We start from the raw sequence: 22905 nt of genomic DNA on the forward strand, positions 1-22905 counted from the left end.
CGACGGGTCCACCCGGCTCGCGACGGGGTCAGAAGGTCCAGCGCGTGTGGCTGTAGACCCCGTCGTCCCGGCCGAAGCCGTACGCCGTGTCCGGGGCCACCGCGAACACCACCGCCTCGCCGCCGCGGAAGGCGTCCCCGATGCCGTGGAAAGTGCCCTCGGGGGAGGTGATGTGCGGCCCGTACTTCGTCTCGTAGGCCGTGATCACCTCCTCCAGCAGCGCACGGTCGGCGACCGGCTCGGCCGTGCCCTGGACCACCACGTCGAACCCCTCGGTGAGCGAGTTCGACCCGGTGGTCAGGGCGCAGTGGGCGTCGTGGGCGAGGTTCTTCGCCTTCTGCTCCAGGCGGCCGGTCGAGAAGTACAGCACCCCGTCGTGCCAGGCGGCGATGCAGGGCGTGACGTGCAGCCGGCCGTCGGGCCGCACCGTGGACACCCAGAAGATCTCCGCGTTCTCCAGGTGGCGTTGCGCCTCGGGCCAGGCGGTGGCGGTGACCTGCGAGGCACCCGGGCGGGGGTTGAGCGCGGAGCTGTAGCGGGCGTCGAGTTCGGTCGTCGGTCGCTGTGCGGGCATGGCGGTACTCCTTCCTCGTCCTTCCACGGGTAACGACCGGCCGCCGGGGCCGCACTCATCGGTCCCTGCGATACGGCGGTCCGTGCGATAGGGCGGTCCCTGCGATACGGCGGTCCTGCACCCGCGCTGCCGGAACGGGCCGTCGCGCAGGCCGTAGGGTCGCTGCCAGGAAGCTTCTCGGGGGAACCGATGGAAGGAGTCCCGCCGTGACGGACGGCCCGCGCATCCCGGTCATCATCGACTGCGACACCGGCGTCGACGACGCCCTCGCCCTGCTGTTCGCCGTACGGCACCCGGCGCTCGACGTGCGGGCGATCACCTGCGTGGCCGGGAACACGGACGTGGACGGGGTGGTGCGCAACACCCTGACCGTGCTGGAGCAGGCGGGCGCGCCCGGCATCCCCGTCGCCCGGGGCGCCGAGCGGCCGCTGATCGAGGCGCCCCGGTCGGCGCGGCACGTGCACGGCCACGACGGAATGGGCGATCTGGGCCTGCCGGAGCCCACGCGCGGGCCCGCCGACGTCGACGCGGTGACGCTGCTGCGCCGGGAGATCCTCGCCTCCCCGCGCCCGGTGACCCTGATCCCCATGGCCCCGCTCACGAACATCGCGCTGCTCCTGCGGACGCATCCGGAGGTGGTCCGCAACATCGAGCGGATCGTCTTCATGGGCGGCGCGGCGGCCGTCGGGAACGCCACGCCCGTCGCGGAGTTCAACGTCTGGCACGATCCGGAGGCCGCCGCGATCCTGCTCACCGCCGGGGTGCCGATCACGATGTACGGCCTGGACGTGTTCACGCGGGTCGTGGTGCCCGCGGCGGATGTGCGGCGGCTGCGCGCGAGCGGCGAGCCGGGGGCGCGGCTGGCCGGGGAGCTGCTCGCCCACCGTCCCGCCCGTCCGGACAGCCGCCCCGACGACCCCTCCGAGACGGCCGGCGGTCTCGGGGACGCGGGTGCGGTGTGCGCGGTCGCCGACCCGGAGGGCCTGACGACCCACCGCCTCCCGGTGGAGGTCTCCCTGGCACCAGGACCGGCCCGCGGCATGACGATCGTCGACCGGCGCGCCCGGCCCGGTGAGTCGGAACTCCATGAGGGCACGCGCGAACAGGCCCTGGTGGACGTCGCGTTGGACGTGGACGTCGAGCGCTACGTGAAGCTGTACCTGTCGACCGTCGAGACGTGATCCACCGGCCGTGCCGAGGCCGCCGACGGTGGTGCGGTGGGACGCCGCCGTGAGCGCCCTGGCCGCGGCGACGGCGACGGCGACGAAGAGGGCGACGGCGGCGCTCGCCGGGGCGTGGCGTTCGTGACGCCGAGGGCCGTCATGCGCGACCCGCCGGGCGAGACGGCGCGCCCGCCGGGCGACATGGCCGCGGTGGTCCGGCCGCGCGGGCATGAGAACGCCCGGTGTGCCGCCGCCGGACGGCGGCACACCGGGCGCTTCTCTTCGGGTTCGGGCGTGCTACACGCCGCGCTTCGCCGCGCGGCGGCGGGTCGCGACGACGAGGGCCGCGCCGCCGGCCAGCAGGGCCGCCGCGCCGAAGGCGATCGGGCCGGTGCTGCTGTCGGCGCCGGTCTCGGCGAGGTCGCCGCCACCGCCGTTCGGCTTGGGCGCGACGGGCGTCGACTCGGAGGCGCTCGGCGTGGGCGTGTCCGTGTCGGAGGACGGCGGCGTCGAGGGCTCGGCCGGCTCGGACGGGGACGCCGGAGGCGTGGTCTCCTCGGCCGGCTCGGACGGGGACGCGGGCGGCGTGGACGCGGGCGGCGTGGAGGCGGGGGGCTCCTCCGCCGGCGGCGGGGTCGTGCACTCCTTCGTGCCGCCGTTCCAGGCCGCGATCAGCTTGTCCTTGATGACCGGGCGGTCCGGGCCCTTGGGCAGTTCGCCGTGCTCGAAGCCGTCCTTCGCGTCGAGCTCGCCGTCGAACTTCACCGCGCCCCGGTAGAGGTCGATCTGCCCGAAGCAGCCCTTGTCCGGGATGGCGATGTCGAGCGACTCGGTGACGCCCGGCTTGACCGTCACGGTGTCGAAGTCGACGAAGACCTGCTCGCCGGAGGTCGCGAACGTCGCGCCGTGGGCGAGGTAGGAGGCCAGGGAGGCCGTGCAGGTGGCCGCGTCACCGGCGGTGCGCACCTTGATGTGGACCTTGCCGTCCTCGGTCGGCTTCAGGTTCTGGTCGTCGACCTTGACCGAGTCGTAGAAGTTCGTGCCGTCGAGCGAGAACTGGCAGCGATCGGTCCCGGTCTCCGTGCCCGCGCCCGTGCCGGGCTTGTAGCTGCCACCGGACGACCAGCCGTCGCCGCCGGGCGTACCGTTGGCGAACGCGGTGGTGGCGGAGGCGGCGCAGAGGGCGAGGGCCGCGGCGCCCGTCCCCAGCAGGCGGCGCGCGGTGACACGTCTCGCTATGGACATGCGGATCCCATTTCTTGGCGTCTGCAGAACCCGGGTGACGGCATGCGGGCAGCGCGCGGCGCGCGGCTGCCGGGGCCGCACCGGGGGTGAGGGTCTGAGAAACACTGGGCTCATTGGTCACATGCGCCTCAGTGAGCCCCCATCGTGGCGGCGCCGCAGCACGCTGTCAACCTGCGCTGATGCAAAGGAAGTTGCGCTGCCATCACACTTTCGTCACAGCAGGAATGGATCACTCCGATCAACACGATGGTTCCTTTTTCCGGCATTCTGGACAGATTTAATGCTGTCGCCCACATGCCCTTCTAAGGAGACCGCGTGACCGATCGCTCCACCCTCGACCTGTCGTCCCGGGATCCGAACTGGTGGCGTCAGGCCGTCGTCTACCAGATCTACCCCCGCAGCTTCGCCGACGCCGACGGCGACGGACTCGGCGACCTGCGCGGCATCACCCGCCGCCTCGGTCACCTGTCCGCCCTGGGCGTGGACGCCCTGTGGCTGAGCCCCTTCTACCCCTCCGAGCTCGCCGACGGCGGCTACGACGTCGCCGACCCCCGGGACGTCGACCCGCGGCTTGGCACCCTCGACGACTTCGACGCGCTGGTCGCCGAGGCCCACCGCCTCGGCCTGAAGGTCATCGTCGACATCGTGCCCAACCACTCCTCGCACCGGCACGCCTGGTTCCAGGAGGCCCTGTACGCCGGGCCCGGCTCGGCGGCCCGCGACCGCTACGTCTTCCGCGACGGCCGCGGCGAGCACGGGGAGCTCCCGCCCACCGACTGGCAGTCCGTCTTCGGCGGCAGCGCGTGGCAGCGAGTGCCCGACGGGCAGTGGTACCTGCACCTGTTCGCCCCCGAGCAGCCCGACCTCAACTGGGAGAACCAGGAGGTCCGCGCCGACTACCGCACCACCCTGCGCTTCTGGTCCGACCGCGGTGTCGACGGCTTCCGCATCGATGTCGCCCACGCCCTCGTCAAGGACCTGAGCGAACCCCTGCGCGACCTCGGCCGTCCCGAACTGAGCCGCGAGGAGGGGCTCACCGCCCTGCCGCCCGGCACGCACCCCTTCTACGACCGCGACGAGGTGCACGAGATCTACCGCGACTGGCGCAAGATCCTCGACGCATACCGCCCACCCCGCATGGCCGTCGCCGAGGCGTGGGTGCCCGGCGCCCGGCGCGCCCTGTACGCCCGTCCGGACGAACTGGGTCAGGCCTTCAACTTCGAGTATCTGGAGGCCGGTTGGGACGCGGACGAGCTTCGGCAGGTCATCACGGACTCGCTCGCCACCGCCCGGGCCGCGGGCGCCTCGGCCACCTGGGTGCTGTCCAACCACGACGTGATCCGCCACGCCTCCCGCCTGATGCTGCCGCCCGGCACCGACCTCAACGCCTGGCTGGTCTCCGGCGGCCACGCCCCGGCGGTCGACGAGGCGGCCGGACTGCGCCGGGCCCGGGCCGCCACCCTGCTCATGCTGGCGCTGCCCGGCTCGGCCTACGTCTACCAGGGTGAGGAACTCGGCCTGCCCGAGGTCGCCGACCTGCCCACCGAGGTGCTCCAGGACCCGATCTGGGAGCAGACGGGCCACGTCCGCAAGGGCCGCGACGGCTGCCGCGTCCCCCTGCCCTGGACCACGGCCGGGCCCTCGTACGGCTTCGGGCCCGGCGGTGCCTGGCTGCCCCAGCCGCCCGGCTTCGCCGCCTACGCCGTCGAGGCCCAGGACGGGGTCGAGGGCTCCACCCTGGAGCTGTACCGCACGGCCCTGCGGCTGCGCCGCAAACTCCTCGACGGCGAGGAGCTGACCTGGGCGGCGGACGCCCCGGACGGCGTGCTCCGGTTCGACCGCGGCGAGGGCTGGCGGTGTGTCACCAACCTGTCCGGCGCGCCGGTCGAACTGCCGGCCGGTGAGGTCCTGCTGACCAGCGCGCCCCTGGAGGACGGCCGGCTCGGCCCGGACACGACGGCGTGGCTGGGGCGTTAGTCACCAGGGCGGCAGGCGGGGCCGGTGCGCCTGCCGCCCCCCACCCGCACGGCCCACGCGCACGCGCCGCCGCGCCTGACGGACCGGAGAATCGCAGGCACAGCGCAGTCGACGTCCGCAGCACAGGGAGCCCCGCCCGCGATGAACAGGTACAGGAAGACCACGGTCGTGGCGGGAGCCGTCGTGGCGGGGGTGCTCGCGCTCCCCGGCGCACCCGCGGCGGCCCGGGACGGCGGGCTGTGGGGTGCCGCGACCGTCGTCCCCGGCCGGGAGGGCATCGTCGAGGTCGCGGGCGTCCCGGACACGGCCGGGGGCGCGACGCTGAGACTGACCGCGCCCCGGGGTGCCCGGGTGACCGGCACGCCGCCCGGCACGTCCGGCAGCCGCGGTGCGGTCGCCGCCGACGGGCGCAGCGCGACGTACACGATGACCGGGGAGGCGGCCGGGCCGGACCGGGTGTTCCCCTTCGTGCTGGCGGTACCGGCGGACGCCGTCCCGGGCACCCGGCTGCGCGGCTGCGCCCTGCGCGTCACCGACGCCCGGGGCGTGCCGCGGGCCGTGGGCCGGTGTGCCGTGACCGTCGGCCTGGCCGCACCGACGCTGTCCCGCCCCCTGTCCGGTGTGCCGCTGGCCGGCCGGCCGGAGATCTCCGGCACGGCCCACCCGGGCGCCCGGGTCACCGTGCGCGACAAGGACGACCAGGAGGTCTGCGCGACCACCGCGACGGCCGACGGCGCCTGGACCTGCGTCCCGGTCCCCGGCCTCCAAGCGGGCTCCAACCGCCTCCAGGCGGTCGCCACCCTGAACGGGGTGAGCGCGATGAGCGAACAGATCGACATCTCGGTCGCGGCGGACCGGCCGGCCCGGCGGGGTCAGTAGCGGACGGCCCGGGTCACTTCCGTGCGCACGGGGCCGGAGGAGAGGTCGTGGGTGCTGCGGGCGGTCGCCGTGGCGGAGTGCCCTGGTTGCACGTGGTCGACCGTGACGATGACCGTGTCGGCCAGTCGTCCCCCGGCGTCCCGGAAGGTGACCTGGACGGCGAAGGAGCGGGACGCGTCGTCGGTGTTGCGGGCGGTGACCTCCGTACGGACCCGGCCGTCGGAGCCGGTGACGGGCGGGCCGGTCGTCACGTCGCCCTTGACGTCGGTGCCGTCCTGGATGTCGTCGAGCCGCTCGCGGGCCTCGGCCGAGGCGGACTCCACCGCCTCGCCGGCCTCCGAGGCGATCGACCCCACCGCGGACTCCGCCTTGCGCACGGTGTCCGCGGGGCTGTCGTCACCGCCGCATCCCGCGAGCACCGCGGACAGGGCCAGCGCCGCGGCCGCCCCTGCCGTCGCCCGGCGCCCGCGACGGCGGGCAGCCATGCCGCCTGCCCGCGTCCGCGTCCGCGTCTCCCGGAGCCACGGCGTCATGTGCGTCCGAGCCCGCCGCCGCCGAAGGATCCGCTGGATCCGGGCGACCAGCGGCGCGGCGTCTGGTCCTTTCCGGTCCTGGTGCTCGCGCGGTGGAGCTCATGGGGCATGAGCCGCTGCCCGTCGCGCGCGACGACCGGCACGTCGTCGGGCTCCCGCATCTCCCGCGTCTCGCGGACCGGCCCGGTGTCCGGCAGGTGCGGCTGTTCTTCCGGGGCGGGGTGATGGGTGTCCGTGTCCATGACGCGCATCCCGACCCGTACGGCCCAGATCAGCGCGCAGGCCACGATCAGCCCGCCGACGAACGCGATGGTCACGGCGACCGCGTGATCTGACGACGCCGCCAGTTCTGCATACGTTGCCGTATTCATGCCCCAAGTATCACCGACGGAATGCTATAAAGCGCCCGGAATGCCCCAGCGTAAAACCCGGGCAAACCGCTCCATGCCGGCAGCGGGCTCACGGCGGCCTCACGGGCGGCGCGGGGTACGGTGGAGGAACCGGGGGTATGCCGCAACCGGTGGCCGAACCGGTCCCGCCCCCGGCGCTCCAGGCACTCGCAGGACCTCCCCCACCGGGCTCGCGGCTTCGCCACCTCCTGGTCCGCATCCCCTCCGCAGCAGGAGCCCAACGATGACGTCCGCCCCTTCTCCCCCGCCGTCCGCCCCCGCGCCGTCCGAGGTCCGGCTACGGCTCGCGGACCAGCGGCGTCAGGACCGCACCGCCCGCCGCATCGACGGGGCGTGGTGGCCCCGCTCGTACGACCTGGCCGCCGAACTGCCCGGGCTGCTCGGCGGCCTGCCGGACGCCTGGGGCCGGATCAGCAGCGTCCTGGTCAACGGGGACACCTGGCCGGTCTGCCCGGAGCGGCTGGTGGTCGCGGGCCAGGAGGTGCACGTGGGCCGTACGGACTCGCCGACCGCCCCGCACACCGTCTGTCTGCTCGCCCCCGGCCGCGGCCGCTGGGACCTGCTGGTGGTGCCGCCCGCGACCGCGCGGGCGGAGGCGGTCCGCCTCATGGACCGGGCCGTCACCGAGGGCGTGTGACTCAGCGCGCGAGCAGCACCAGGGCCAGGGCGGCCAGCGCCGGGACGGTCTGCACGAAGAGGATCTTCCGGCTGGCGGTCGCGGCGCCGTAGACCCCGGCGATCGCCACGCAGACCAGGAAGAACACCGACACCTGGAAGCCCACCGGGTCGGGCGCCACCGCGCCCCACACCAGTCCGGCGGCGAGGAAGCCGTTGTAGAGGCCCTGGTTGGCCGCCAGGGCCTTCGTCTCGGCGGCGAAGGCGGCGGTGGTGCCGAAGGCGGCCCGGGCCCGCGGCGTGGTCCACAGGAACATCTCCAGCACCAGGATGTAGGCGTGGAGCGCGGCGAGGGCCAGCACCGCGAGCGTGGCGACGGTCGACATGCGCTCATCATCACAGGCCGCCCCGGGCCGTCCCCGTTCGGGCCCTCCCGGGAGGCGGCCCGCCGCGCCGGGTGGCAGATTGCGGCCAGAGGAGGGCCGGACCCGGCCGTCGCGTCCCCGCGTGTGCCGCTCGGGAGCCGGGACCGGCCTTCCCGCTTGTCCGGAACCGACCATTCTCGGTTGACCCGGTGTCCAAGGTTTGATCAGCTGTCACACTGTCATGTTCGATTCTGGATCGAGCACTTCATGGCTCCCTGGGGGGGAGCTCGTGACGAGTGGGGGAGTTTTCTTGATGCATCACGGTTTTGCCGTGCCACGCCGCGCCGCGTTCCGCCGCGGCGCCGCGGCCCTGACCTTCGTGGCGCTGACCGCGGGCACCGCCCTGACGGGCGCGAGCGCCGCGACGGCCGCCGGCAGCGTGGTGCTCGCCGGGAAGGCCTGCACGCCGACGGAGGGCTTCTCCGGCTGCCGGCTGTTCGACCCGGCGACGGCGAAGCAGGAGTTCACGGTGCCGTCCGGAGTGACGGGCCTGGACGTCCGGGCCTGGGGAGAGGGCGGCGCCGGCAACTCCATGACGAGCGGCGGCGCGGGCGGTTTCGTCGCCGGCACCGTGAAGGTCAGCCCGGGCGAGACGCTGAGCGTGGCCGTCGCCGGGCCGAACGCCGGTGACGCCCTCGGCGGCAAGGGCGGCAACGACGCCGAGCGCGGCGGCAACAGCAGTGCGATCCGCACGAGCGGCGGCGCGGCGCTGATCGTCGCGGGCGGCGGTGGAGGCGGGGGCGGCGACATGGCCCACGGCCGGGCGGGCGCCGCCGGTGGCGAGTCGGGTCAGGACGCCTCCGAGACGGGCCGCGGCGGCAAGGGCGCCACCGGAGCGAAGGGCGGCGCGGGGACCGGCAACGGCGCCGCGGGCGCCGACCACGCCAAGGGCGGGGCCGGAGGCACCGGCGGCGCGGGCCGCTACGGCGGTGGCGGCGGCGGTGCCGGTTACGCGGGCGGGGGCGGTGGCACGGGCGCCGAGACCGGCTCGACCACCGGCAACGACCCCACCACCGGCAGCGGTGGCGGCGGCTCCAGCTTCGCCGAACCGGCCCGGGTGGACGACGCCCGGCTGGTCGTCGGCAACGGCACCACGCCGCCGGAGAAGACCGACCCGTTCTGGGCCTCCTCCGGCAACCCGATCGACTCCGGGGTGGCCGAGGGCGGCGTCAACGCCCCCGGCGGCCCGGGCCGGATCGTCCTTCAGTGGCGGCAGTCCCCGGCGGTCGACCGGCTGGTCCAGGTCTCCGGCACCGACGTGACGACCCAGCCGGGCGGTGGCGTCAAGCCACTGGCCGTAGGAGCCCGGGACAAGGACGGCAAGCCGGTCGCGGACGCCTCGGTGACGTTCACGATCGACGACCCGGACGGTGTGAAGCCGGTCTTCCACCTCACCGACGGCCCCGACGACGTCAAGGCCGTCGTCGCGACCGACGCCAAGGGGCGTGCGCAGAGCCCCTTCATCAACCTGAGCGGCCACAAGGAGGGCCGGTTCACCGTCCGGGCGAAGACCCTCGGCGCGGAGACGGTCTTCACCGTGCGGGTCAAGGAGTCGCCGTACACCGTGAGCATCGCCGGCGGCGACGGGCAGAAGGCCGAGCAGGGGCAGGACTTCGCCGACGCGCTGCTGGCCAGGGTGGTCAAGTCGGGCGCGACGGCACCGGCCGGGACCGAGGTGGAGTTCCGCGTCGAGGACACCGGCGAGGACGCGCCCCGCTTCGAGGGCGAGGACCGGGTCGTCCGCGTGAAGACCGACGACTCGGGCCGGGCGGAGGCCCCGGCCCTGACCGCAGGTGAGGGCACGGGCACCTACACCGTGGCCGCGTCCGTCGGTGACGCCATGACCCAGTTCGCGGTCGAGGTCGTCCCCGGTGACGGCGGCACCGAGGAGCCCGGCCCCGGCGACGCGTCCGGCTCCCCGTCCCCGAGCCCCACGGCCGACCCGAGCCCCTCCGCCGAGCCGAGCCCGACGGCCGGTGGCGCCACCTCCGGCACGACCGGCGGCGACGGCACCTCGACCACGGGCGGTACGTCGGCGGACCTCGGCGGCGGCAGCCTCGCCTCCACCGGCGCGGGGGGCACCGGCGTCCTCCTCGCGGTGGCCGCGGCCCTGGCGGCGGTGGGCTTCGCGGCCTTCCGTCTCGCGCCGCGCCTGAGGCCGCGCTCCCGCGACGACGCCTGACGTCCGGCACACCACGACGGCCCGTACCCGGCTTCCGGGTGCGGGCCGTCGGCGTCGCGCTTTGCGGAACCTTTGCCCGGGGGCCGGGCGTTGGTGGGGTGTGCGCGCGTGAGCGGGCAGGTGTGGCCGACTAGTACCGAGGTGGCGTCAATGGCAGTGTGGGACCGGCTCAAGGACCAGGCCAAGGCTCTCCAGCAGGGGCAGGGCGGGCGGAGCGCGACGACCGGCGGGCACGGTGGCGCGACCAGGTCCGGCGGCAGCAAGGCCCAGCTGGTCGGTCTGCTGAAGACGCAGCTCGGCTCGCTGAAGAACGAGTTGAAGAGCGGTGCGTACCGGGACGCGAGCATGGCGATGTGCGCCCTGGTCGCGGCGGCCGACGGGCAGGTGGACCCGGCCGAGCGCCAGCAGGTCGAATCGATGATCCTCGGCAACGACGTGTTGCAGAACTTCCCGCCGGAGCAGCTGCGCACGCGTTTCAACAAGCATGTGGACCAGCTGACCGCCAACTTCCAGCTCGGCAAGGCGGAGGCCATGCAGGAGATCACCAAGGCCGCCAAGAAGCCCACCGAGGCCAGGGCCGTGATCCAGACGGGCATGGTCATCGCCGGTGCCGACGGCCACTTCTCCCAGGCCGAGGCCACCGTCCTGCGTGAGGCCTGCGCGGCACTGGGAGTGCCCCCGGCCGAGTTCCAGCTCTGACCGCCGAGCCGGACCGGGCTCCAGTCCGCGGCGACGAGAGCCCGGCCCCGGCGCGGGCTCCAGTCCGCGGCGACGAGAGCCCGGCCCCGGCGCGCCCCGTGTGACAGGAGCCTCGCCATGACCGCCGACCGGCAAGCCCGCTCCCGCCGAGCCCTCCTGGCCGCCTCGGTCCTGGTCCCGCTCACCGCCTGCGGCACCGGCGACCACCCCGCCGACCGCGCGCGCCGGCACACCCCGGTGCCCTCCGGCACATCACCGGTCCGCGACCTCCGGCTGGCAGACCTGGAGCGCGCGTACGGCGCCCGCGTCGGCGTCTACGCCCTCGCCACCGGCACCGGTGCCACCGTCGTGCACCGCGCCGGGGAGCGCTTCGCGTTCTGCTCGACGTTCAAGGCACTCGCGGCGGCGGCGGTCCTGCACCACCGCTCCCCCGGCGGCCTGGACCGCCGCGTCACCTACACCGAGGCCGACCTGCGCTCCACCGCCCCGATCACGGGCAGGCACGTGGCGCGCGGGATGACGCTCCGCGAGCTCTGCGACGCCGCCGTCCGCCACAGCGACGGCACGGCGGGCAACCTCCTGATGCGCGACATCGGCGGCCCCGCCGGGCTCACCGCCTATCTGCGCCGGCTCGGCGACACCACGAGCCGCATGGACCACTACGAGCCCGACCTGCACGACGTGCCGCCGGGCGACCCCGCCGACACCACGACCCCGCAGGCGATCGCCGGCGACTTCCGGACGCTCCTCCTGGGCACCGCCCTGCCCGCCCGGGAACGCCGGCTGCTGATGGACTGGCTCTCGCGCAACGCCACCGACGTCGGCGCCCGCCGCATCCGGGCCGGGCTCCCCGAGGGCTGGAAGGTGGCCGACAAGACGGGGACGGGCCATTACGGCCGGGCCAACGACATCGCGATCGTCCACCCGCCCCGGACCGAGCCGCTGGTCCTGGCCGTCATGACCGACCGGCCCGGCCGCGGCACCGACCCGTCGGACCCCCTGATCGCCGAGACGACCCGGCGGACCGTCGCCGCCCTGGGGCTTCCGGGCCTCCCGTCGGCGTCTATAACGGGGCCATGATCTATCACGTCGTTCCGCTCACCGTCTGGAACACCGCCCCGGGCCCGGCGTACGCCCCCGCCTCCCTCGCCGAGGAGGGCTTCGTGCACTGCTCCCCGGACGAGGCGACCACCCTGGCCGTCGTCGACGCCTTCTACCGGGACGCCCCCCGGCCCCTGCTCGTGCTCGCCCTCGACGAGGCACGGCTCACCGCCAGGGTGGAGTGGGAGGCGGCGGCCCCCGCCCCGCCGCCCGGCGTCAGTGGGGACACCCTGTTCCCGCACGTGTTCGGTCCCCTCGACCGGGACGCCGTCGACCAGGTCCTTCAGGTGCGGTTCGACGCGGACGGCCGGCCGGCGGAGCTGCGTCCGGCAGGGTGACCGGGCCGGAGCGGGCGTCCGGCAGGATGACGGGGTGATCGAACAGAAGTCCCACCCCACTGGCCCCGTCCCCGCCCCGCGTCCCGTCCGGGCGGTGGCCCGGTGCGCCGTCGTGGCCCTCGCCCTGGCCGCGCTGACCTGGGTGGCCCGGGCGGTCTGGCACCTCCGGCTCGCCACGGCCGGGATGCCGGCGTCCGGCCCGCCCGACCAGGGCGGCGGCGAGCACCGCCCGTTGAACGCCCTGGAGGACTCCTACCACCTGGTCGACTCCGTGGGCGGTGCCGTCACGGCCGTCTGCGCCATCGCGTTCCTGTTCTGGCTGGACCGCATGCGGGACAACGCCAGGGCCCTGTCGGGCGCGGAGCCGCGCTACGCCTACCTCTGGCTCTGGCTGGGCTGGGTGGTGCCCGTGGTGAACCTGTGGATACCCCGGGGGCTCGTCGCGGACGTCCACCGCTCGGTCTTCCCCGAGCGGCCGCTGCCCGCCGTCGTGAACTGGTGGTGGGGCCTGTGGCTGGCCGGTCTGGCCGGCGGCGTGGGGCTGATCTACGCCGACGACACCGACGAGGTCATCGCCCGCGCCTACGACGGAGTGCTGCCCCTGCTCGCCGCGGACCTGGTGGTCGTGGCCGCGGCCGGGGCCGCCGCCCTCATGATCCACACGCTCACGACGGCCCAGCAGCGGCGCCTGGACGAGCCCGCCGAGGCCGCCCAGGCCACTCGGGCCGCTTAGGCCGCTCAGGCCGCTCGCGGCCGCCGGTCCGGCCCTCGACGAGGCCGGTAGACCGACACCACGAACGAGGCGGTCACCCGCACCGGTGCCGCCCACTGCGCGACCCGGCCGCGCAGCGCTGCGGGATCGACGTGACGCGCCGCCGGGCTCATGGTCACCAGACCGGTGACCTCCCCGGCCGTGAGGCTCATCGGGTACTCCAGCGTCTCGGCGCGCTCGTGCCGGAAATGCTCCGCCAGGGTCCGGCGCAGGCGCTCCTCCTTCCCGGGGTCCACGGCCAGCAGCCCCGTGGACGCGCGCAGTTCGCGCAGATGCCGGGCCGTGGGGGTGACGACCAGCAGGGCGCCGGACGGGGTGAGGACCCGGTGGAACTCGGGCCCGTTGCGGGGAGCGAAGACGTTCAGGACGAGGTCGGCGCAGCCGGTGCGGACCGGCCACGGCTGCCAGACGTCCCAGCCGGCGGCCTCCGCACGGGCGTGGGCGCGGGCCGCCGCGCGCAGGGCGGGTACGGAGCTGTCCAGTCCCAGGCCGAGAGCCCGGGGGAGGGCGTCCAGGACGGCCGCGAGGTAGTGGCCGGTGCCCGCCCCGGCGTCCAGGACGGTGGCGTCGGGCGGGGCCAGTTCGGTGGCGAGCCCCGCCAGGGTGCGGGCCAGCGGGTCGTAGTGCCCGGCGCCGAGGAACGCGGCGCGGCTGCGGACCATCTCGGCGGAGTCGGCGCTCGGGGCGCGCCGGTGGCCGGTCAGCAGGCTGACGTAGCCGTGGCGGGCGATGTCGAAGGTGTGCCGGCCGGCGCAGCGCAGGGCTCCGCCGGTGCGGTGGAGACCGGCCGGGCACAGCGGGCAGGTCAGGACGGACAGAAGTCGGTCGGACGGCATGGGTGCTCCTCGGAACGCGGCGCACACGGGAAGCGGGCACGCCGCGCGCGTGGCGGACGGTGAGACGTCGGCGCCGCGCAGCCGGCCGCCGTGCGCCGGCGGCCGGGGTGCGGGGACGCCGAGGAGGGCGACGTGACGCACTCACGTCGCCGTCCTCACCGCGGCGTCAGAGGAAGCAGTGCGGCAGGGCGTTGCATGCCAGGGCCATACGGGCAAGGCTAGCCGCCGCCGTGGACGGCCTGAACACCTCCGGGCCTGGCGGGCCGTGGCCACCTGCCGGGCATCTCCTTAACTTCGGGGGTTATCGTCCGCCGGTGAGCGAACTGTCGGCTGTGTACCTTCCGGACCCGACCCTCGGACGACTGCTGGGGTCGTGGCGGCCGGACGTCCCGGCGCTGCTGCTCGTCGCCGTGCTGGGAGGGCTCTACGCCTGGGGAGTGGTCCGGGTGCGCGGCAGAGGCGGCTCGTGGCCGCCGGCCCGGCTCGCCGCGTTCGTCCTGCTCGGGCTCGGGACGATCGTCGTGGCCACGATGTCCGGCCTCGCCGTCTACGACCGTGAGCTGTTCTGGACGGCGGCCGTGCAGAACGTGGGGCTCGATCTGCTCGCGCCGCTGGGCCTCGCCCTCGGCGACCCGCTGCGGCTGGCGGTGCGGGCGCTGCCGGAGCGCGGCGCGGACCGGGTGCGGCGGGCGTTGACCGGCCGGCTGCTCAGAGTGCTGACGTTCCCGCTCGTCAGCACGGTCCTGGTGCTGGCCACCGAACTGACCGTCTACTTCACGCCGTACTTCGCCACCGCGCTGCGGGTGGGCTGGCTGCACGAGCTGATGTATCTCCAACTGCTGGCGGCCGGCTGCCTGTTCGTCCTTCCCGTGCTCACCGGCGAGGAGGCCCTGCCCGCCTGGTGCACCCACCCCGTGCGGGCGGCCCTGGTCTTCCTGGACGGGGTCGTCGACGCGCTCCCGGGACTGGTGGTCATGACGCACGGCACCCTGATCGCGGGCGCCTGGTACCTGCACCACGCCCCGCCCGGGTCCGACGTCCGGCACGACCAGCAGCTGGGCGGCGGCGCCATGCTGGGCATCGCCGAACTGGTCGCCGTCCCCTTCCTGCTGGCGGTCCTCGCGCAGTGGGTGCGGGCCGAGCGAGCCCAGACGGCCGTGCTGGACCGGCGTCTCGACGGCGAACTCGTGCCCACGGCCACCGCGGAGGGACCCGCCGAACTGGTCCGGCCCTGGTGGGAGACCGAAGCAGGCGAGGTGGCGGAGCGGATGCGGCGGCAGGGGCCGGGGGACTGACCCGGGCCTGTGCCGGTGCCGGTCAGCGGCTGTCCGGCACGGTCTCCCGGTCCGTGGCCGGGCGGGCCGCCGACGGGACGGGGCGTATCGAGGTGGGGGTGGCCGACGGGGCGAGGGACGGCTCCGTCCGGCCGGTCGCCTCCTCGGGGGCGGGGGTGCCGGGCCGGCTCGTGCGGGGGGCGGTGGTGCCCGGGGACGAGGGCCGCGAGTCGGAAGCGGACGGGGACGGCACGGAGGTGGGGGGCGCCGAGTCGGTGGCCGGCGCCGGCCTCGTGGTGGGCGGGGCCATCGGGATCGTCGGGGTCGGGGGGTGCTCGGCCGCGGTGTGGCGCAGAGGGAGCGCGATGAGGGCCGCCGCGACGCAGCACAGGCCCGCCCCGGCCGCACCGCGCAGCAGGCGGCGACGGTTCGCACGACGGCGGATCGCCTCGTACTGGCCGGTGGGAGCACCCAGGTAGTCGGGGGAGGAGGGGCGAAGGATCACGGCGAGCGGGTCGTCGAGGGCGTACTCCGGCTCACCGGGGTCGCCGTCAAGACGTGTGGTCAAGGCTTCTCCTCAGGTGGACGCGGAGCAGTTCCCGGGCCGCGTGCAGATCGGCCTTGACGGTGCCTTCCTTGCGCCCGGTCAGTGCGGACACCTCCCGGATCGGCATGTCAGCGTAGTAGTGGAGGAGGATCGGGACGCGCAGTCGTTCCGGCAGCGACTGCACGAGCAGCCGCACGGACGGGTCGGCCTGCTCGTCGGGCGGGCGTACGGCGGCCTCCGACGTGACGCGGTGCAGGGCCCGGCGCTCGCGCTCCAGTTTGCGCCAGTGGTCGCGCACGAGATTGGCCGCGGTGACGTAGAGGAACCCGCGCGGCTCCTCCACGGACGTCCAGCGGGCCCAGAGCCGGGTGAACGCCTCCGAGGCGATCTCGTGGGCCGTCCCGTCGTCGTCGACGAGCCGGCGGCACCAGCCGGCGAGGCGCGGGTAGAGGGCGGCGAACAGCTCGGACGCTGCCTTCTCACGGGACCGTTTCAACGCTCTCCAGGGGTGGGGGAGTTCGCGCCGCTCAGCGCCGCGAACACGATCACGTTGTCCGCGTAGCCGTCTCCGGTCCGCGCCCCGCCGCACGTGATCAGCCGCAGCTCGGGGCGGCCCACGTTCCCGTAGACGTCGTCCGCCGGGAAGTCGGTTTTCGGGACGGTCCGTACGGCCGTGACGGCGAACGGGGCCGTCGTGCCGTTCTCCAGGCGCGCCTCGATCCGGTCGCCCCGGCGCAGCCGGGCGAGGTGACGGAAGACGCCGTCACCGTACGGGCCGACCGTGACATGGCCGAGGAACACCGACGGGCCGGTCTCGCCGGGGGTCGGCGAGTGCCGGTACCAGCCCGCCCGGTCGTGATCCGTGACCGGCGGCACCTGCACCGTGCCGTCGGCCGCCAGACCCAGCCGGACCACCGGGGTGTCGACGCCGATGACCGGGATCAGGAGCCGGACCGGGACCGAACGAGCCAGGGGGCGCGCGCCGTCGACCGGCACCGGCCCGGCGGTGGTCCTCGGCCGATGTGCGGTGGCGTCGGGGCCGGTGGTCGTGTGGCCGGTGGTTCCGTGACCCCCGCACGCCGTCAGCAGGGACGCCAGCGCCCCGGCGGCGAACGCGCGCCTGGAGAACGGGCTCACGCCCCGGTCGCCCGGCGGCGGCGCACGACGAAGACGGTGCCACCGCCCAGGGCGAGCACCGCGGCGGCGCCCGCGCCGATCGCCGTGCCGCCCGCCCCCGAGTCCTGGGACGTCGTCACACCGGTGTCGGGCGCGCCGCTCGGCCGGACGGAGACCTGGTCCTCGGCGGGCGCCCGGGTCGGCTCGTCCTCGGCCGGTGCGGTGGTCGGCTCGTCCTCGGCGGGTGCCTGGGTCGGCTCGGCGCTCTCCTCGGGCACGGCGGTGGGCGAGGCGGCCGACGGGACCGGGCTCGGGGTCGTCGCCCCGTCCGCGAAAGCGGGCCCCGTGCCCAGCAGTAGGGCGGTGCCCGCCAGGGCCAGGGTACTGAGGACAGTTCGGCGCATGGAATCGCACTCCTTCGTCGTCCGCCCGACGGTCGGCGGGCTGGTGACAGATCGTGCGGAGAGACGAGGCGGGGACCCGGCGGGTTGTAAAGGGATGGCAAAGTCGCCGCAGGGGTGCCGGAATAGTGATCGCGACCGCCACCGCGCGCCGCACCGCCGGCGACTGGGCGGGTGCGTGCGCCGCCGCGCACATCGACGTCGACCTCCGGCCGCGCCTCGTGGCGCGGCGCCACCGCCGGGAGTTCGCCGCCCGGCTCCGGGCCGACCTGCGGCACCTCGCCCGAGGTCCGGTGCCGGTGCTACGTCGTCCGGAACCGGTCCGTCGCCGCCAGGACCGCCGTCGTCGTGGACGTTCCCGACAGGCCGTGTCCCTCGTCGTCGATCAGGACGAGCTCCGCGTCCGGCCACACCCGGGCCAGGTGCCAGGCGATGTCCGGAGGACTGCTGATGTCCATCCGGCCGTGGATCATCACACCGGGGATGCCGGCCAGCTTTCCGGCGTCGCGCAGGAGCGCCCCGTCCTCCAGGAAGGCGGCGTGCCGCCAGTAGTGCGTGACGAGCCGGGCGAAGCGCATCCGGAAGAGCGGGTCCTCGAATCGCGGGTCGGGCCGATGGCCCGGCATGGTGGAGACGTGCGTGTCCTCCCACCGGCACCACTCCCGCGCCGCCCGCTCCCGTACGGCCGGGTCGGGATCGGCCAGCATCCGGGCGTAGGCGTCCACCAGGCTGCCGTCGCGCTCCGCCGCCGGCACGGTGTCCCGGAACCGGGCCCACTCCTCGGGGAAGATCCGCCCCATGTCGCGGGTGACCCACTCCACCTCGCGACGGGTGGTGCCGGTGACGCTGAAGAGGACCAGTTCGGACACGGGCGCGGGGTGCTGCTCGGCGTAGGCCAGGGCGAGGGTCACGCCCCAGGATCCGCCGAGGACCAGCCATTCCTGGATGCCGAGGTGCCGGCGCACCTGCTCGATGTCGGCGATCAGATGTGGGGTGGTGTTGGCGGTGAGGGAGGTCCCGGGGTCGGCGGCGTCGGGGGTGCTCCGGCCGCACCCGCGCTGGTCGAGGAGCACCACGCGGTACGCCGCCGGATCGAACAGCCGCCGCCAGAACGGCCCGGTCCCCGACCCGGGCCCGCCGTGCAGCACGAGGGCGGGCTTGCCCGCGGGATTCCCGCAGGTCTCCCAGTACACGCGGTTGCCGTCACCGACGTCGAGCATGCCGTGCCCGTACGGCTCGATGCCGGCGGGATACAGCTCGGCCATGCGAGAGGCCCCTCTCTCGGGCGTACGGACCCACGCGGCTGAATGCCCGCCCCGGGCAGGCTACTTGAGCCGAGGCGCGACTACGTGGCCTTGGTCCAGCCCTCCGGTGTCACCCGGTAGTGGTCCCCGTCCTCGGCGTCCATGCGGGAGCTGGCGTGCACATGCACGTGGCCCTCAGGGGCCGTACGGGCACCGGTTCGAGGAGGTCGAGCAGGTGGGGGAGAAGCCGCTGCGGTTGCCGGGCCGGGGCAGGTTGACCCACTCCGGCCGCTCTCCCAGCGCCTCGAAGAGACGGTTCCAGGCGGCGTCGCGTGCCATGTCCGCGAACCGGTCACGCTCCTCCCGGTACCAGTCGTCGAAGCACGCGCGGTCGGTGAGCCCGTCCCATTGCAGCAGCCTGATCACGCCGTCACGCCAACCGACCCGGAACGGGCCGGAGTACCCACCTTTTTGTGGGGACTTGGCAGCGCGCCGGTGCCGGGCGAACCTGGTGTCGGGCGGCCGGTGCGGCGCAGGAAGCGGAAGGGACAAAGGAGGCAGTCGCGTCAGGAGGCCGGCCGGGTGGCCTCGGCCAGCTTCTCCAGGCGACGGTGGCCCCAGTCGGACAACGGCTCCAGCGCCTCGGTGAGTTCACGGCCGAACGCGGTCAGGGAGTAGACCGTCTTCGGCGGCAGCACGTCGTGCGCCTCGCGGTGCACGAGTCCGTCCGCGGCCATCTCCCGCAAGGCCTCGGTCAGCACCTTCTCGGAGAGGCCCGGCAGCCGCCGGCGCAGCTCCGCCGGGCGGTGCGGGCCCGACTCCAGCAGCCAGAGCAGGGCCGTCTTCCACTTGCCGTCGATCACGGCGATCGCGGCGGTCACCCCGCACACGTCCGGATCCTGGCGCCGACGCGTCATACCCGCCCCCTTTTGTCAGTCATTGTCTTGTCCATCCATCTTGTCCATCACAGGAGTTGATGATGTCTTCGTACAGCGCTTCCCCGGTCCCGGCGCATTCCGGCCGGCCGCCCGCCGCTCAGCCGGCCGCCACGGTCACCGTCCTCGGTCTGGGCCCGATGGGCCGGGCCCTGGCGGGCGCGCTCGTCGACGCGGGACTGCGCACCACCGTGTGGAACCGCACCCCTGGCCGGGACGGTGAGCTCCTCGACCGTGGTGCGGTGGGCGCGGCGTCGGCGGCCGAAGCGGTGGCGGCGAGTGAGGTGACCGTCGTCTGCGTGGTGAACTACGACGCCGCCGACGCGGTCCTGCGCCGGGACGAGGTCGCGTCCGCCCTCAAGGGCCGTACGGTCGTGAACCTGACCGCCGACACCCCCGCCCGGGCCCGTGACGCCGCGGCCTGGGCCGCCGCCCACGGCGTCCGTTACCTGGACGGGGCGATCATGACCCCGACCACCACCATCGGTACGCCCGAGGCGGTCTTCCTGTACAGCGGGCCCGAGGACCTGTACGGCGAACTGTCCCGGGTCCGGGCGGCGTTGGGAGGCACCCACACCCGTCTCGGCGAGGATCCCGGCCGGGCCGCGGCCTATGACATCGCCCTGCTCGACATCTTCTGGACCGCGATGGCGGGCTACGCGCACGCCCTGGCGGTGGCCCGGGCCGAGGGCATCACGGCGACCGAACTGGCGCCCTTCGCCCAGGGCATCGGCGCGATCCTCCCCCCGGTGTTCGCGGGAACCGCGGCGGACGCCGACGCGGGCACCTACTCCGGCGAGGGCAACCCGCTCGTCTCGGCCGCGTCGTCGATGTCCCACATCGTCCACGTCTCCGAGTCGCACGGCATCGACGCCGGCGTCATGCGCGCGGCGGAGGGCATGGCCCGCCGTGCCATCGGGCGGGGGCACGGGCAGGACGGTTTCATCCGTGTGGCGGAGCTCCTCGGGCGGCGGTGACGTCCGTCCGTTCGCCGGTCCGGGGGTGCCGCGCCGAGGTGGAGGCCCGGGAGGCTCTCAAGGTCCTGAAGACCTTGGGGTGGCGGTGGCGCCTACGCGCCGCCGTCGGGCAGGCCGAAAGCCGAGCGGCACCGCGTGAGCAGTTCCCGTACCGCGGGACCGCGCCCGCCCCGCCAGACCAGGGCGAGCAGGGCGGGTGTCTCGACGTCGTCGATGACGCGGACGACGACCCCGCCGTCCCGGCCCGCGGCCATCGACTCGCTGAGGACGGCGACGCCGAGCCCGCGGGCCGCGAGGTCCACGACGGCGTCCCCGGCGCCGGCCTCCAACGCGATCCCGGGCCGCAGGTCCCGCGCGGCGCAGGCGCGGTCGAAGACGGTCCGCAGGCCGGTGCCCGCGGGCATGCACACGAGGGGATGGGCGACGACGTCCCACAGCACGACCCGGCGCCGCGACGCCAGCGGGTGCCCGTCCGGAACCACCACGACGAGCCGCTCACTGATGATCGTCAGCGTCTCCAGCCCTTCGGGAGCCTCACCCGTCCCGACGAGGGCCACATCGACCGTGCCGAGCCGCACCGCCTCGACGAGCCGGTCGGAGCGGTCCTCCAGCAGGGACATCTCCACCCCCGGATGGGCCCGGTGGAACGCGGCGAGGGCGTCGAACAGAGGCGTGAGGGTGCAGCCGACCACCATCCCGACCACGAGCCGGCCCCGGATCAGCCCGGTGACCTCCCCCACCGCCTGCCCGACGGCCCCGGCCGCGGCGAGTGCCGCACGGGCGTGGTCGAGTGCCGCCCTGCCCGCGGGGGTGAGGGTCGCGGTGCGCCCCGACCGGTCGAAGAGCTCGGCCCCGAGCTCCCGCTCCAACTGGCGGATCTGGGCACTGACTCCGGACTGGCTGATGTGCACCCGCTCGGCGGCCCGCGTGAAGTTCCGCTCCTCGGCGACGGCGACGAAGTACTCCAGCTGCCTCAGTTCCATGACTGGAAATTCTAGTTGTGATCGGATCCATCTGTTGGACTTCTGGTCGTTCCGTGGCGAGGCTGGAGTCACCGAGGCATTCCGCGTCGGGAGTCAGGAGGACCCCGTGCCGCAGTACGAGAAGGCCATGCGCCCCGAGGACATCACCCGTCTGTTCGTCGAGCGCTCCAACGCCGGCGACGCGGCCGGTGTCGCCGCGCTCTACGAGGAGGACGCGGTCCTCGCCTACCCGCCCGGCCGGCGCACGGTGGGCCGGGAAGCGATCCGCGCCCTCTGGGAGAAGGTCCTGGCCGACCGCCCCCGCTTTGAACCGGAAGAGCCCCTGCCGACCCTGGTCCACGGCGACATCGCCCTCACCTCGACCCCGCCGAAGGACGGCACGGGAGCCCGGGCCAGGTGGTCCGCAGGCAGGCGGACGGCAGCTGGCTGCGCATCCTGGACCAGCCGGAGTTCCTGCCGCCCGCGTCGGCCTGAGGCGACCGCGGCGGTGGACCCCGAAGGGCGGGGACCCGCCCGGACGCGCCTCCACCCGGCAGGCCGGCCACATCGTCCACCGCCGATCGCCGGGCTACCGCCGAGCGAGCGTCACCGCGCCCTGGGCCCCGTACTGGCCCGCCGCACCAGCCGCGTGGGCACCAGCGTCGTCCCGTGCTCCGCCCCGTCCTCGCGCATCTTGCTGAGCACCCCCTCCACGCACAGCCGTCCCACCTCCGCGAAGTCCTGGTGGATCGTCGTGAGGGGCGGGAGGAAGGACGCGGACTCGGGGAGGTCGTCGAAGCCGACGACGCTGACGTCACCGGGCACGCGGCGGCCCCGTTCGTGCAGGGCGCGCAGCAGCCCAAGGGCCATCTGGTCGTTGGCCGTGAACACCGCCGTGCAGTCCGGCTCGTCGGCGAGGAGGAGACCCGCCCGGTAGCCGGACTCGGCCGACCAGTCGCCACGCACCAGGGGCGGCGGGGTCCGACCCGCGTCGGTGAGCGTGGTGCGCCAGGCGTTGGCCCGGCGCTGCGCGGCGAAGGAGCCTTCCGGGCCGGCCAGGTGCCACACCGTGTCGTGGCCGAGGTCGAGGAGATGCCGTACGGCGTCACGGGCACCGCCCGCCTGGTCGGTGTCGACGACGGTGTAGCGGTCACCGGCGTCGGAGTCGGCCACCACGACCTGCACACCGGGTGGCAAGGAGACCGTGACCGCGTCGAGCAGGTGGATCTCCATGATGACGATGACGGCGTCCACGGCGAGCTCCCCCAGCCGGGAGAAGGCGCCGTTGACCTCGTCCTGCGTGGGAACGGCGACCGGCAGCAGGGTGACGGCGTAGCCGTGCTCGGCGGCCGAGGTGGCGATGGCCTCCAGGGTGCGGATGTTGCCCATGGTGGACAGCGAGAAGGTGATCACGCCGAGGGTGCGGAACTCGCCGCGGCGCAGCGCCCGGGCCGCGCTGTTGGGCCGGTAGCCCAGCTCCCGCATGGCGGCCAGGACCTGTGCGCGGGTGTCCTCGGTGACGCCCGGGAAGCCGTTCGAGACGCGGGAGACCGTCTGGGAGGAGACACCGGCGAGCCGGGCCACGTCGGCCATGGACGCGCCCCGACGGGGCCGGGCCGGACGCCTTCTGGTCCGGCTCGTGCCCGCTGGGCCGCTCGTGCCCGCTGAGCCGCTCTCGCCCTCCACCGTCCCCACCCGCC

General features: G+C 74.6%; 26 protein-coding genes and 1 pseudogene. 12 read left to right on the top strand and 15 right to left on the bottom strand.

Going from position 1 to position 22905, the window contains the following annotated elements:
• Positions 1-28: 28 nt before the first annotated feature.
• The gene (locus AB0I06_RS05170; RefSeq protein WP_363117357.1) at positions 29-574 is read right to left on the bottom strand and encodes a pyridoxamine 5'-phosphate oxidase family protein; all 546 of its coding nucleotides are present in this window, start codon (positions 572-574) and stop codon (positions 29-31) included.
• Between the two features lie 206 nt (positions 575-780).
• On the opposite strand from AB0I06_RS05170, the gene AB0I06_RS05175 reads away from it, so the two are divergent.
• Positions 781-1755, top strand: coding sequence for a nucleoside hydrolase (locus AB0I06_RS05175; protein ID WP_363117358.1), 975 nt, complete (start codon positions 781-783; stop codon positions 1753-1755).
• A gap of 279 nt (positions 1756-2034) precedes the next feature.
• Here the strand turns inward: AB0I06_RS05175 and AB0I06_RS05180 are convergent, their stop codons facing one another.
• On the bottom strand, positions 2035-2982 hold the full coding sequence (locus AB0I06_RS05180) for an LAETG motif-containing sortase-dependent surface protein (protein WP_363117359.1): 948 nt from the start codon (positions 2980-2982) through the stop codon (positions 2035-2037).
• Between the two features lie 315 nt (positions 2983-3297).
• Here AB0I06_RS05180 and AB0I06_RS05185 point away from each other — a divergent pair, with 315 nt between their 5' ends.
• Both AB0I06_RS05185 and AB0I06_RS05190 read left to right on the top strand, forming a co-directional pair.
• Complete coding sequence (locus tag AB0I06_RS05185; protein ID WP_363117360.1) at positions 3298-4959, top strand: glycoside hydrolase family 13 protein; 1662 nt, start codon at positions 3298-3300, stop codon at positions 4957-4959.
• Between the two features lie 141 nt (positions 4960-5100).
• On the top strand, positions 5101-5838 hold the full coding sequence (locus tag AB0I06_RS05190; protein ID WP_363117361.1) for an Ig-like domain-containing protein: 738 nt from the start codon (positions 5101-5103) through the stop codon (positions 5836-5838).
• Here the strand turns inward: AB0I06_RS05190 and AB0I06_RS05195 are convergent.
• Together AB0I06_RS05195 and AB0I06_RS05200 are read right to left on the bottom strand one after the other, a co-directional pair.
• Positions 5832-6323, bottom strand: coding sequence for a hypothetical protein (locus tag AB0I06_RS05195; RefSeq protein ID WP_363117362.1), 492 nt, complete (start codon positions 6321-6323; stop codon positions 5832-5834). The two genes, AB0I06_RS05190 and AB0I06_RS05195, sit on opposite strands and share 7 nt — an antisense overlap.
• Positions 6324-6367: 44 nt before the next feature.
• Positions 6368-6742 (bottom strand): DUF6479 family protein, encoded by a 375-nt coding sequence (locus AB0I06_RS05200; protein ID WP_363117363.1) that lies wholly within the window; start codon positions 6740-6742, stop codon positions 6368-6370.
• 262 nt (positions 6743-7004) lie between these two features.
• Between AB0I06_RS05200 and AB0I06_RS05205 the strand changes: the two genes are divergently transcribed.
• Positions 7005-7418: a DUF5994 family protein gene (locus tag AB0I06_RS05205; protein WP_363117364.1), complete on the top strand. Its 414-nt coding sequence runs from the start codon at positions 7005-7007 to the stop codon at positions 7416-7418.
• A 1-nt stretch (position 7419) separates the two neighbouring features.
• On the opposite strand, the gene AB0I06_RS05210 is transcribed toward AB0I06_RS05205, so the two are convergent.
• A complete protein-coding gene (locus AB0I06_RS05210; RefSeq protein WP_363117365.1) occupies positions 7420-7782 on the bottom strand; it encodes a DUF1304 domain-containing protein in 363 nt (120 codons plus the stop codon).
• A 310-nt stretch (positions 7783-8092) separates the two neighbouring features.
• Here AB0I06_RS05210 and AB0I06_RS05215 point away from each other — a divergent pair, with 310 nt between their 5' ends.
• The 5 genes from AB0I06_RS05215 to AB0I06_RS05235 all read left to right on the top strand — a co-directional run bounded on the left by AB0I06_RS05215 (position 8093) and on the right by AB0I06_RS05235 (position 12874).
• A complete protein-coding gene (locus AB0I06_RS05215; protein ID WP_363117366.1) occupies positions 8093-10003 on the top strand; it encodes a hypothetical protein in 1911 nt (636 codons plus the stop codon).
• Positions 10004-10153: 150 nt separating this feature from the next.
• The gene (locus AB0I06_RS05220; protein ID WP_363117367.1) at positions 10154-10702 is read left to right on the top strand and encodes a TerB family tellurite resistance protein; all 549 of its coding nucleotides are present in this window, start codon (positions 10154-10156) and stop codon (positions 10700-10702) included.
• A 117-nt stretch (positions 10703-10819) separates the two neighbouring features.
• Complete coding sequence (gene bla, locus AB0I06_RS05225; protein ID WP_363117368.1) at positions 10820-11782, top strand: class A beta-lactamase; 963 nt, start codon at positions 10820-10822, stop codon at positions 11780-11782.
• Positions 11779-12141 (top strand): DUF952 domain-containing protein, encoded by a 363-nt coding sequence (locus AB0I06_RS05230; protein ID WP_363117369.1) that lies wholly within the window; start codon positions 11779-11781, stop codon positions 12139-12141. The genes bla and AB0I06_RS05230 overlap by 4 nt, the downstream gene beginning before the upstream one ends.
• Before the next feature lie 34 nt (positions 12142-12175).
• Complete coding sequence (locus AB0I06_RS05235) at positions 12176-12874, top strand: DUF4328 domain-containing protein (RefSeq protein WP_363117370.1); 699 nt, start codon at positions 12176-12178, stop codon at positions 12872-12874.
• A 5-nt stretch (positions 12875-12879) separates the two neighbouring features.
• Here AB0I06_RS05235 and AB0I06_RS05240 read toward each other — a convergent pair whose 3' ends face one another.
• Positions 12880-13749: a putative RNA methyltransferase gene (locus AB0I06_RS05240; RefSeq protein ID WP_363117371.1), complete on the bottom strand. Its 870-nt coding sequence runs from the start codon at positions 13747-13749 to the stop codon at positions 12880-12882.
• A 323-nt stretch (positions 13750-14072) separates the two neighbouring features.
• On the opposite strand from AB0I06_RS05240, the gene AB0I06_RS05245 reads away from it, so the two are divergent.
• The gene (locus AB0I06_RS05245) at positions 14073-15044 is read left to right on the top strand and encodes a cytochrome c oxidase assembly protein (protein WP_363117687.1); all 972 of its coding nucleotides are present in this window, start codon (positions 14073-14075) and stop codon (positions 15042-15044) included.
• 22 nt (positions 15045-15066) lie between these two features.
• Here the strand turns inward: AB0I06_RS05245 and AB0I06_RS05250 are convergent, their stop codons facing one another.
• The 7 genes from AB0I06_RS05250 to AB0I06_RS05280 form a co-directional block, all read right to left on the bottom strand.
• Positions 15067-15591 (bottom strand): hypothetical protein, encoded by a 525-nt coding sequence (locus tag AB0I06_RS05250; protein WP_363117372.1) that lies wholly within the window; start codon positions 15589-15591, stop codon positions 15067-15069.
• Positions 15575-16066, bottom strand: coding sequence for an RNA polymerase sigma factor (locus tag AB0I06_RS05255; RefSeq protein WP_363117373.1), 492 nt, complete (start codon positions 16064-16066; stop codon positions 15575-15577). Before AB0I06_RS05255 ends, AB0I06_RS05250 begins: the two co-directional genes overlap by 17 nt.
• The gene (locus tag AB0I06_RS05260; protein ID WP_363117374.1) at positions 16063-16707 is read right to left on the bottom strand and encodes a class F sortase; all 645 of its coding nucleotides are present in this window, start codon (positions 16705-16707) and stop codon (positions 16063-16065) included. The genes AB0I06_RS05255 and AB0I06_RS05260 overlap by 4 nt, the downstream gene beginning before the upstream one ends.
• A complete protein-coding gene (locus AB0I06_RS05265) occupies positions 16704-17090 on the bottom strand; it encodes a sortase-dependent protein (protein WP_363117375.1) in 387 nt (128 codons plus the stop codon). Before AB0I06_RS05265 ends, AB0I06_RS05260 begins: the two co-directional genes overlap by 4 nt.
• 299 nt (positions 17091-17389) lie before the next feature.
• Entirely contained in the window at positions 17390-18352 is a 963-nt protein-coding gene (gene pip, locus AB0I06_RS05270; RefSeq protein ID WP_363117376.1) for a prolyl aminopeptidase, read from the bottom strand.
• Between the two features lie 174 nt (positions 18353-18526).
• Positions 18527-18757: a hypothetical protein gene (locus AB0I06_RS05275; protein ID WP_363117377.1), complete on the bottom strand. Its 231-nt coding sequence runs from the start codon at positions 18755-18757 to the stop codon at positions 18527-18529.
• 140 nt (positions 18758-18897) lie between these two features.
• Entirely contained in the window at positions 18898-19248 is a 351-nt protein-coding gene (locus AB0I06_RS05280) for a helix-turn-helix domain-containing protein (RefSeq protein WP_363117378.1), read from the bottom strand.
• A gap of 62 nt (positions 19249-19310) precedes the next feature.
• Here AB0I06_RS05280 and AB0I06_RS05285 point away from each other — a divergent pair, with 62 nt between their 5' ends.
• The gene (locus AB0I06_RS05285; RefSeq protein WP_363117379.1) at positions 19311-20243 is read left to right on the top strand and encodes an NAD(P)-binding domain-containing protein; all 933 of its coding nucleotides are present in this window, start codon (positions 19311-19313) and stop codon (positions 20241-20243) included.
• Between the two features lie 92 nt (positions 20244-20335).
• On the opposite strand, the gene AB0I06_RS05290 is transcribed toward AB0I06_RS05285, so the two are convergent.
• A complete protein-coding gene (locus AB0I06_RS05290; protein WP_363117380.1) occupies positions 20336-21226 on the bottom strand; it encodes a LysR substrate-binding domain-containing protein in 891 nt (296 codons plus the stop codon).
• A gap of 106 nt (positions 21227-21332) precedes the next feature.
• Between AB0I06_RS05290 and AB0I06_RS05295 the strand changes: the two are divergent.
• Positions 21333-21700 (top strand): annotated as a pseudogene (locus AB0I06_RS05295) (nuclear transport factor 2 family protein).
• Positions 21701-21811: 111 nt separating this feature from the next.
• On the opposite strand, the gene AB0I06_RS05300 reads toward AB0I06_RS05295, so the two are convergent.
• Complete coding sequence (locus tag AB0I06_RS05300) at positions 21812-22798, bottom strand: LacI family DNA-binding transcriptional regulator (RefSeq protein ID WP_363117381.1); 987 nt, start codon at positions 22796-22798, stop codon at positions 21812-21814.
• Positions 22799-22905: the final 107 nt, after the last annotated feature.

It is taken from the genome of Streptomyces sp. NPDC050674, from assembly GCF_040654575.1.
Taxonomy (GTDB): domain Bacteria; phylum Actinomycetota; class Actinomycetes; order Streptomycetales; family Streptomycetaceae; genus Streptomyces.

What these genes read in the sequence shown, in the direction of transcription:
- AB0I06_RS05170 (WP_363117357.1), bottom strand. Translation starts at nt 574, where the DNA reads ATGCCCGCACAGCGACCGACGACCGAACTCGACGCCCGCTACAGCTCC.
- AB0I06_RS05180 (WP_363117359.1), bottom strand. Translation starts at nt 2,982, where the DNA reads ATGTCCATAGCGAGACGTGTCACCGCGCGCCGCCTGCTGGGGACGGGC.
- AB0I06_RS05190 (WP_363117361.1), top strand. Translation starts at nt 5,101, where the DNA reads ATGAACAGGTACAGGAAGACCACGGTCGTGGCGGGAGCCGTCGTGGCG.
- AB0I06_RS05195 (WP_363117362.1), bottom strand. Translation starts at nt 6,323, where the DNA reads ATGGCTGCCCGCCGTCGCGGGCGCCGGGCGACGGCAGGGGCGGCCGCG.
- AB0I06_RS05200 (WP_363117363.1), bottom strand. Translation starts at nt 6,742, where the DNA reads ATGAATACGGCAACGTATGCAGAACTGGCGGCGTCGTCAGATCACGCG.
- AB0I06_RS05205 (WP_363117364.1), top strand. Translation starts at nt 7,005, where the DNA reads ATGACGTCCGCCCCTTCTCCCCCGCCGTCCGCCCCCGCGCCGTCCGAG.
- AB0I06_RS05210 (WP_363117365.1), bottom strand. Translation starts at nt 7,782, where the DNA reads ATGTCGACCGTCGCCACGCTCGCGGTGCTGGCCCTCGCCGCGCTCCAC.
- AB0I06_RS05220 (WP_363117367.1), top strand. Translation starts at nt 10,154, where the DNA reads ATGGCAGTGTGGGACCGGCTCAAGGACCAGGCCAAGGCTCTCCAGCAG.
- bla (WP_363117368.1), top strand. Translation starts at nt 10,820, where the DNA reads ATGACCGCCGACCGGCAAGCCCGCTCCCGCCGAGCCCTCCTGGCCGCC.
- AB0I06_RS05230 (WP_363117369.1), top strand. Translation starts at nt 11,779, where the DNA reads ATGATCTATCACGTCGTTCCGCTCACCGTCTGGAACACCGCCCCGGGC.
- AB0I06_RS05240 (WP_363117371.1), bottom strand. Translation starts at nt 13,749, where the DNA reads ATGCCGTCCGACCGACTTCTGTCCGTCCTGACCTGCCCGCTGTGCCCG.
- AB0I06_RS05265 (WP_363117375.1), bottom strand. Translation starts at nt 17,090, where the DNA reads ATGCGCCGAACTGTCCTCAGTACCCTGGCCCTGGCGGGCACCGCCCTA.
- pip (WP_363117376.1), bottom strand. Translation starts at nt 18,352, where the DNA reads ATGGCCGAGCTGTATCCCGCCGGCATCGAGCCGTACGGGCACGGCATG.
- AB0I06_RS05280 (WP_363117378.1), bottom strand. Translation starts at nt 19,248, where the DNA reads ATGACGCGTCGGCGCCAGGATCCGGACGTGTGCGGGGTGACCGCCGCG.
- AB0I06_RS05285 (WP_363117379.1), top strand. Translation starts at nt 19,311, where the DNA reads ATGTCTTCGTACAGCGCTTCCCCGGTCCCGGCGCATTCCGGCCGGCCG.
- AB0I06_RS05290 (WP_363117380.1), bottom strand. Translation starts at nt 21,226, where the DNA reads ATGGAACTGAGGCAGCTGGAGTACTTCGTCGCCGTCGCCGAGGAGCGG.
- AB0I06_RS05300 (WP_363117381.1), bottom strand. Translation starts at nt 22,798, where the DNA reads ATGGCCGACGTGGCCCGGCTCGCCGGTGTCTCCTCCCAGACGGTCTCC.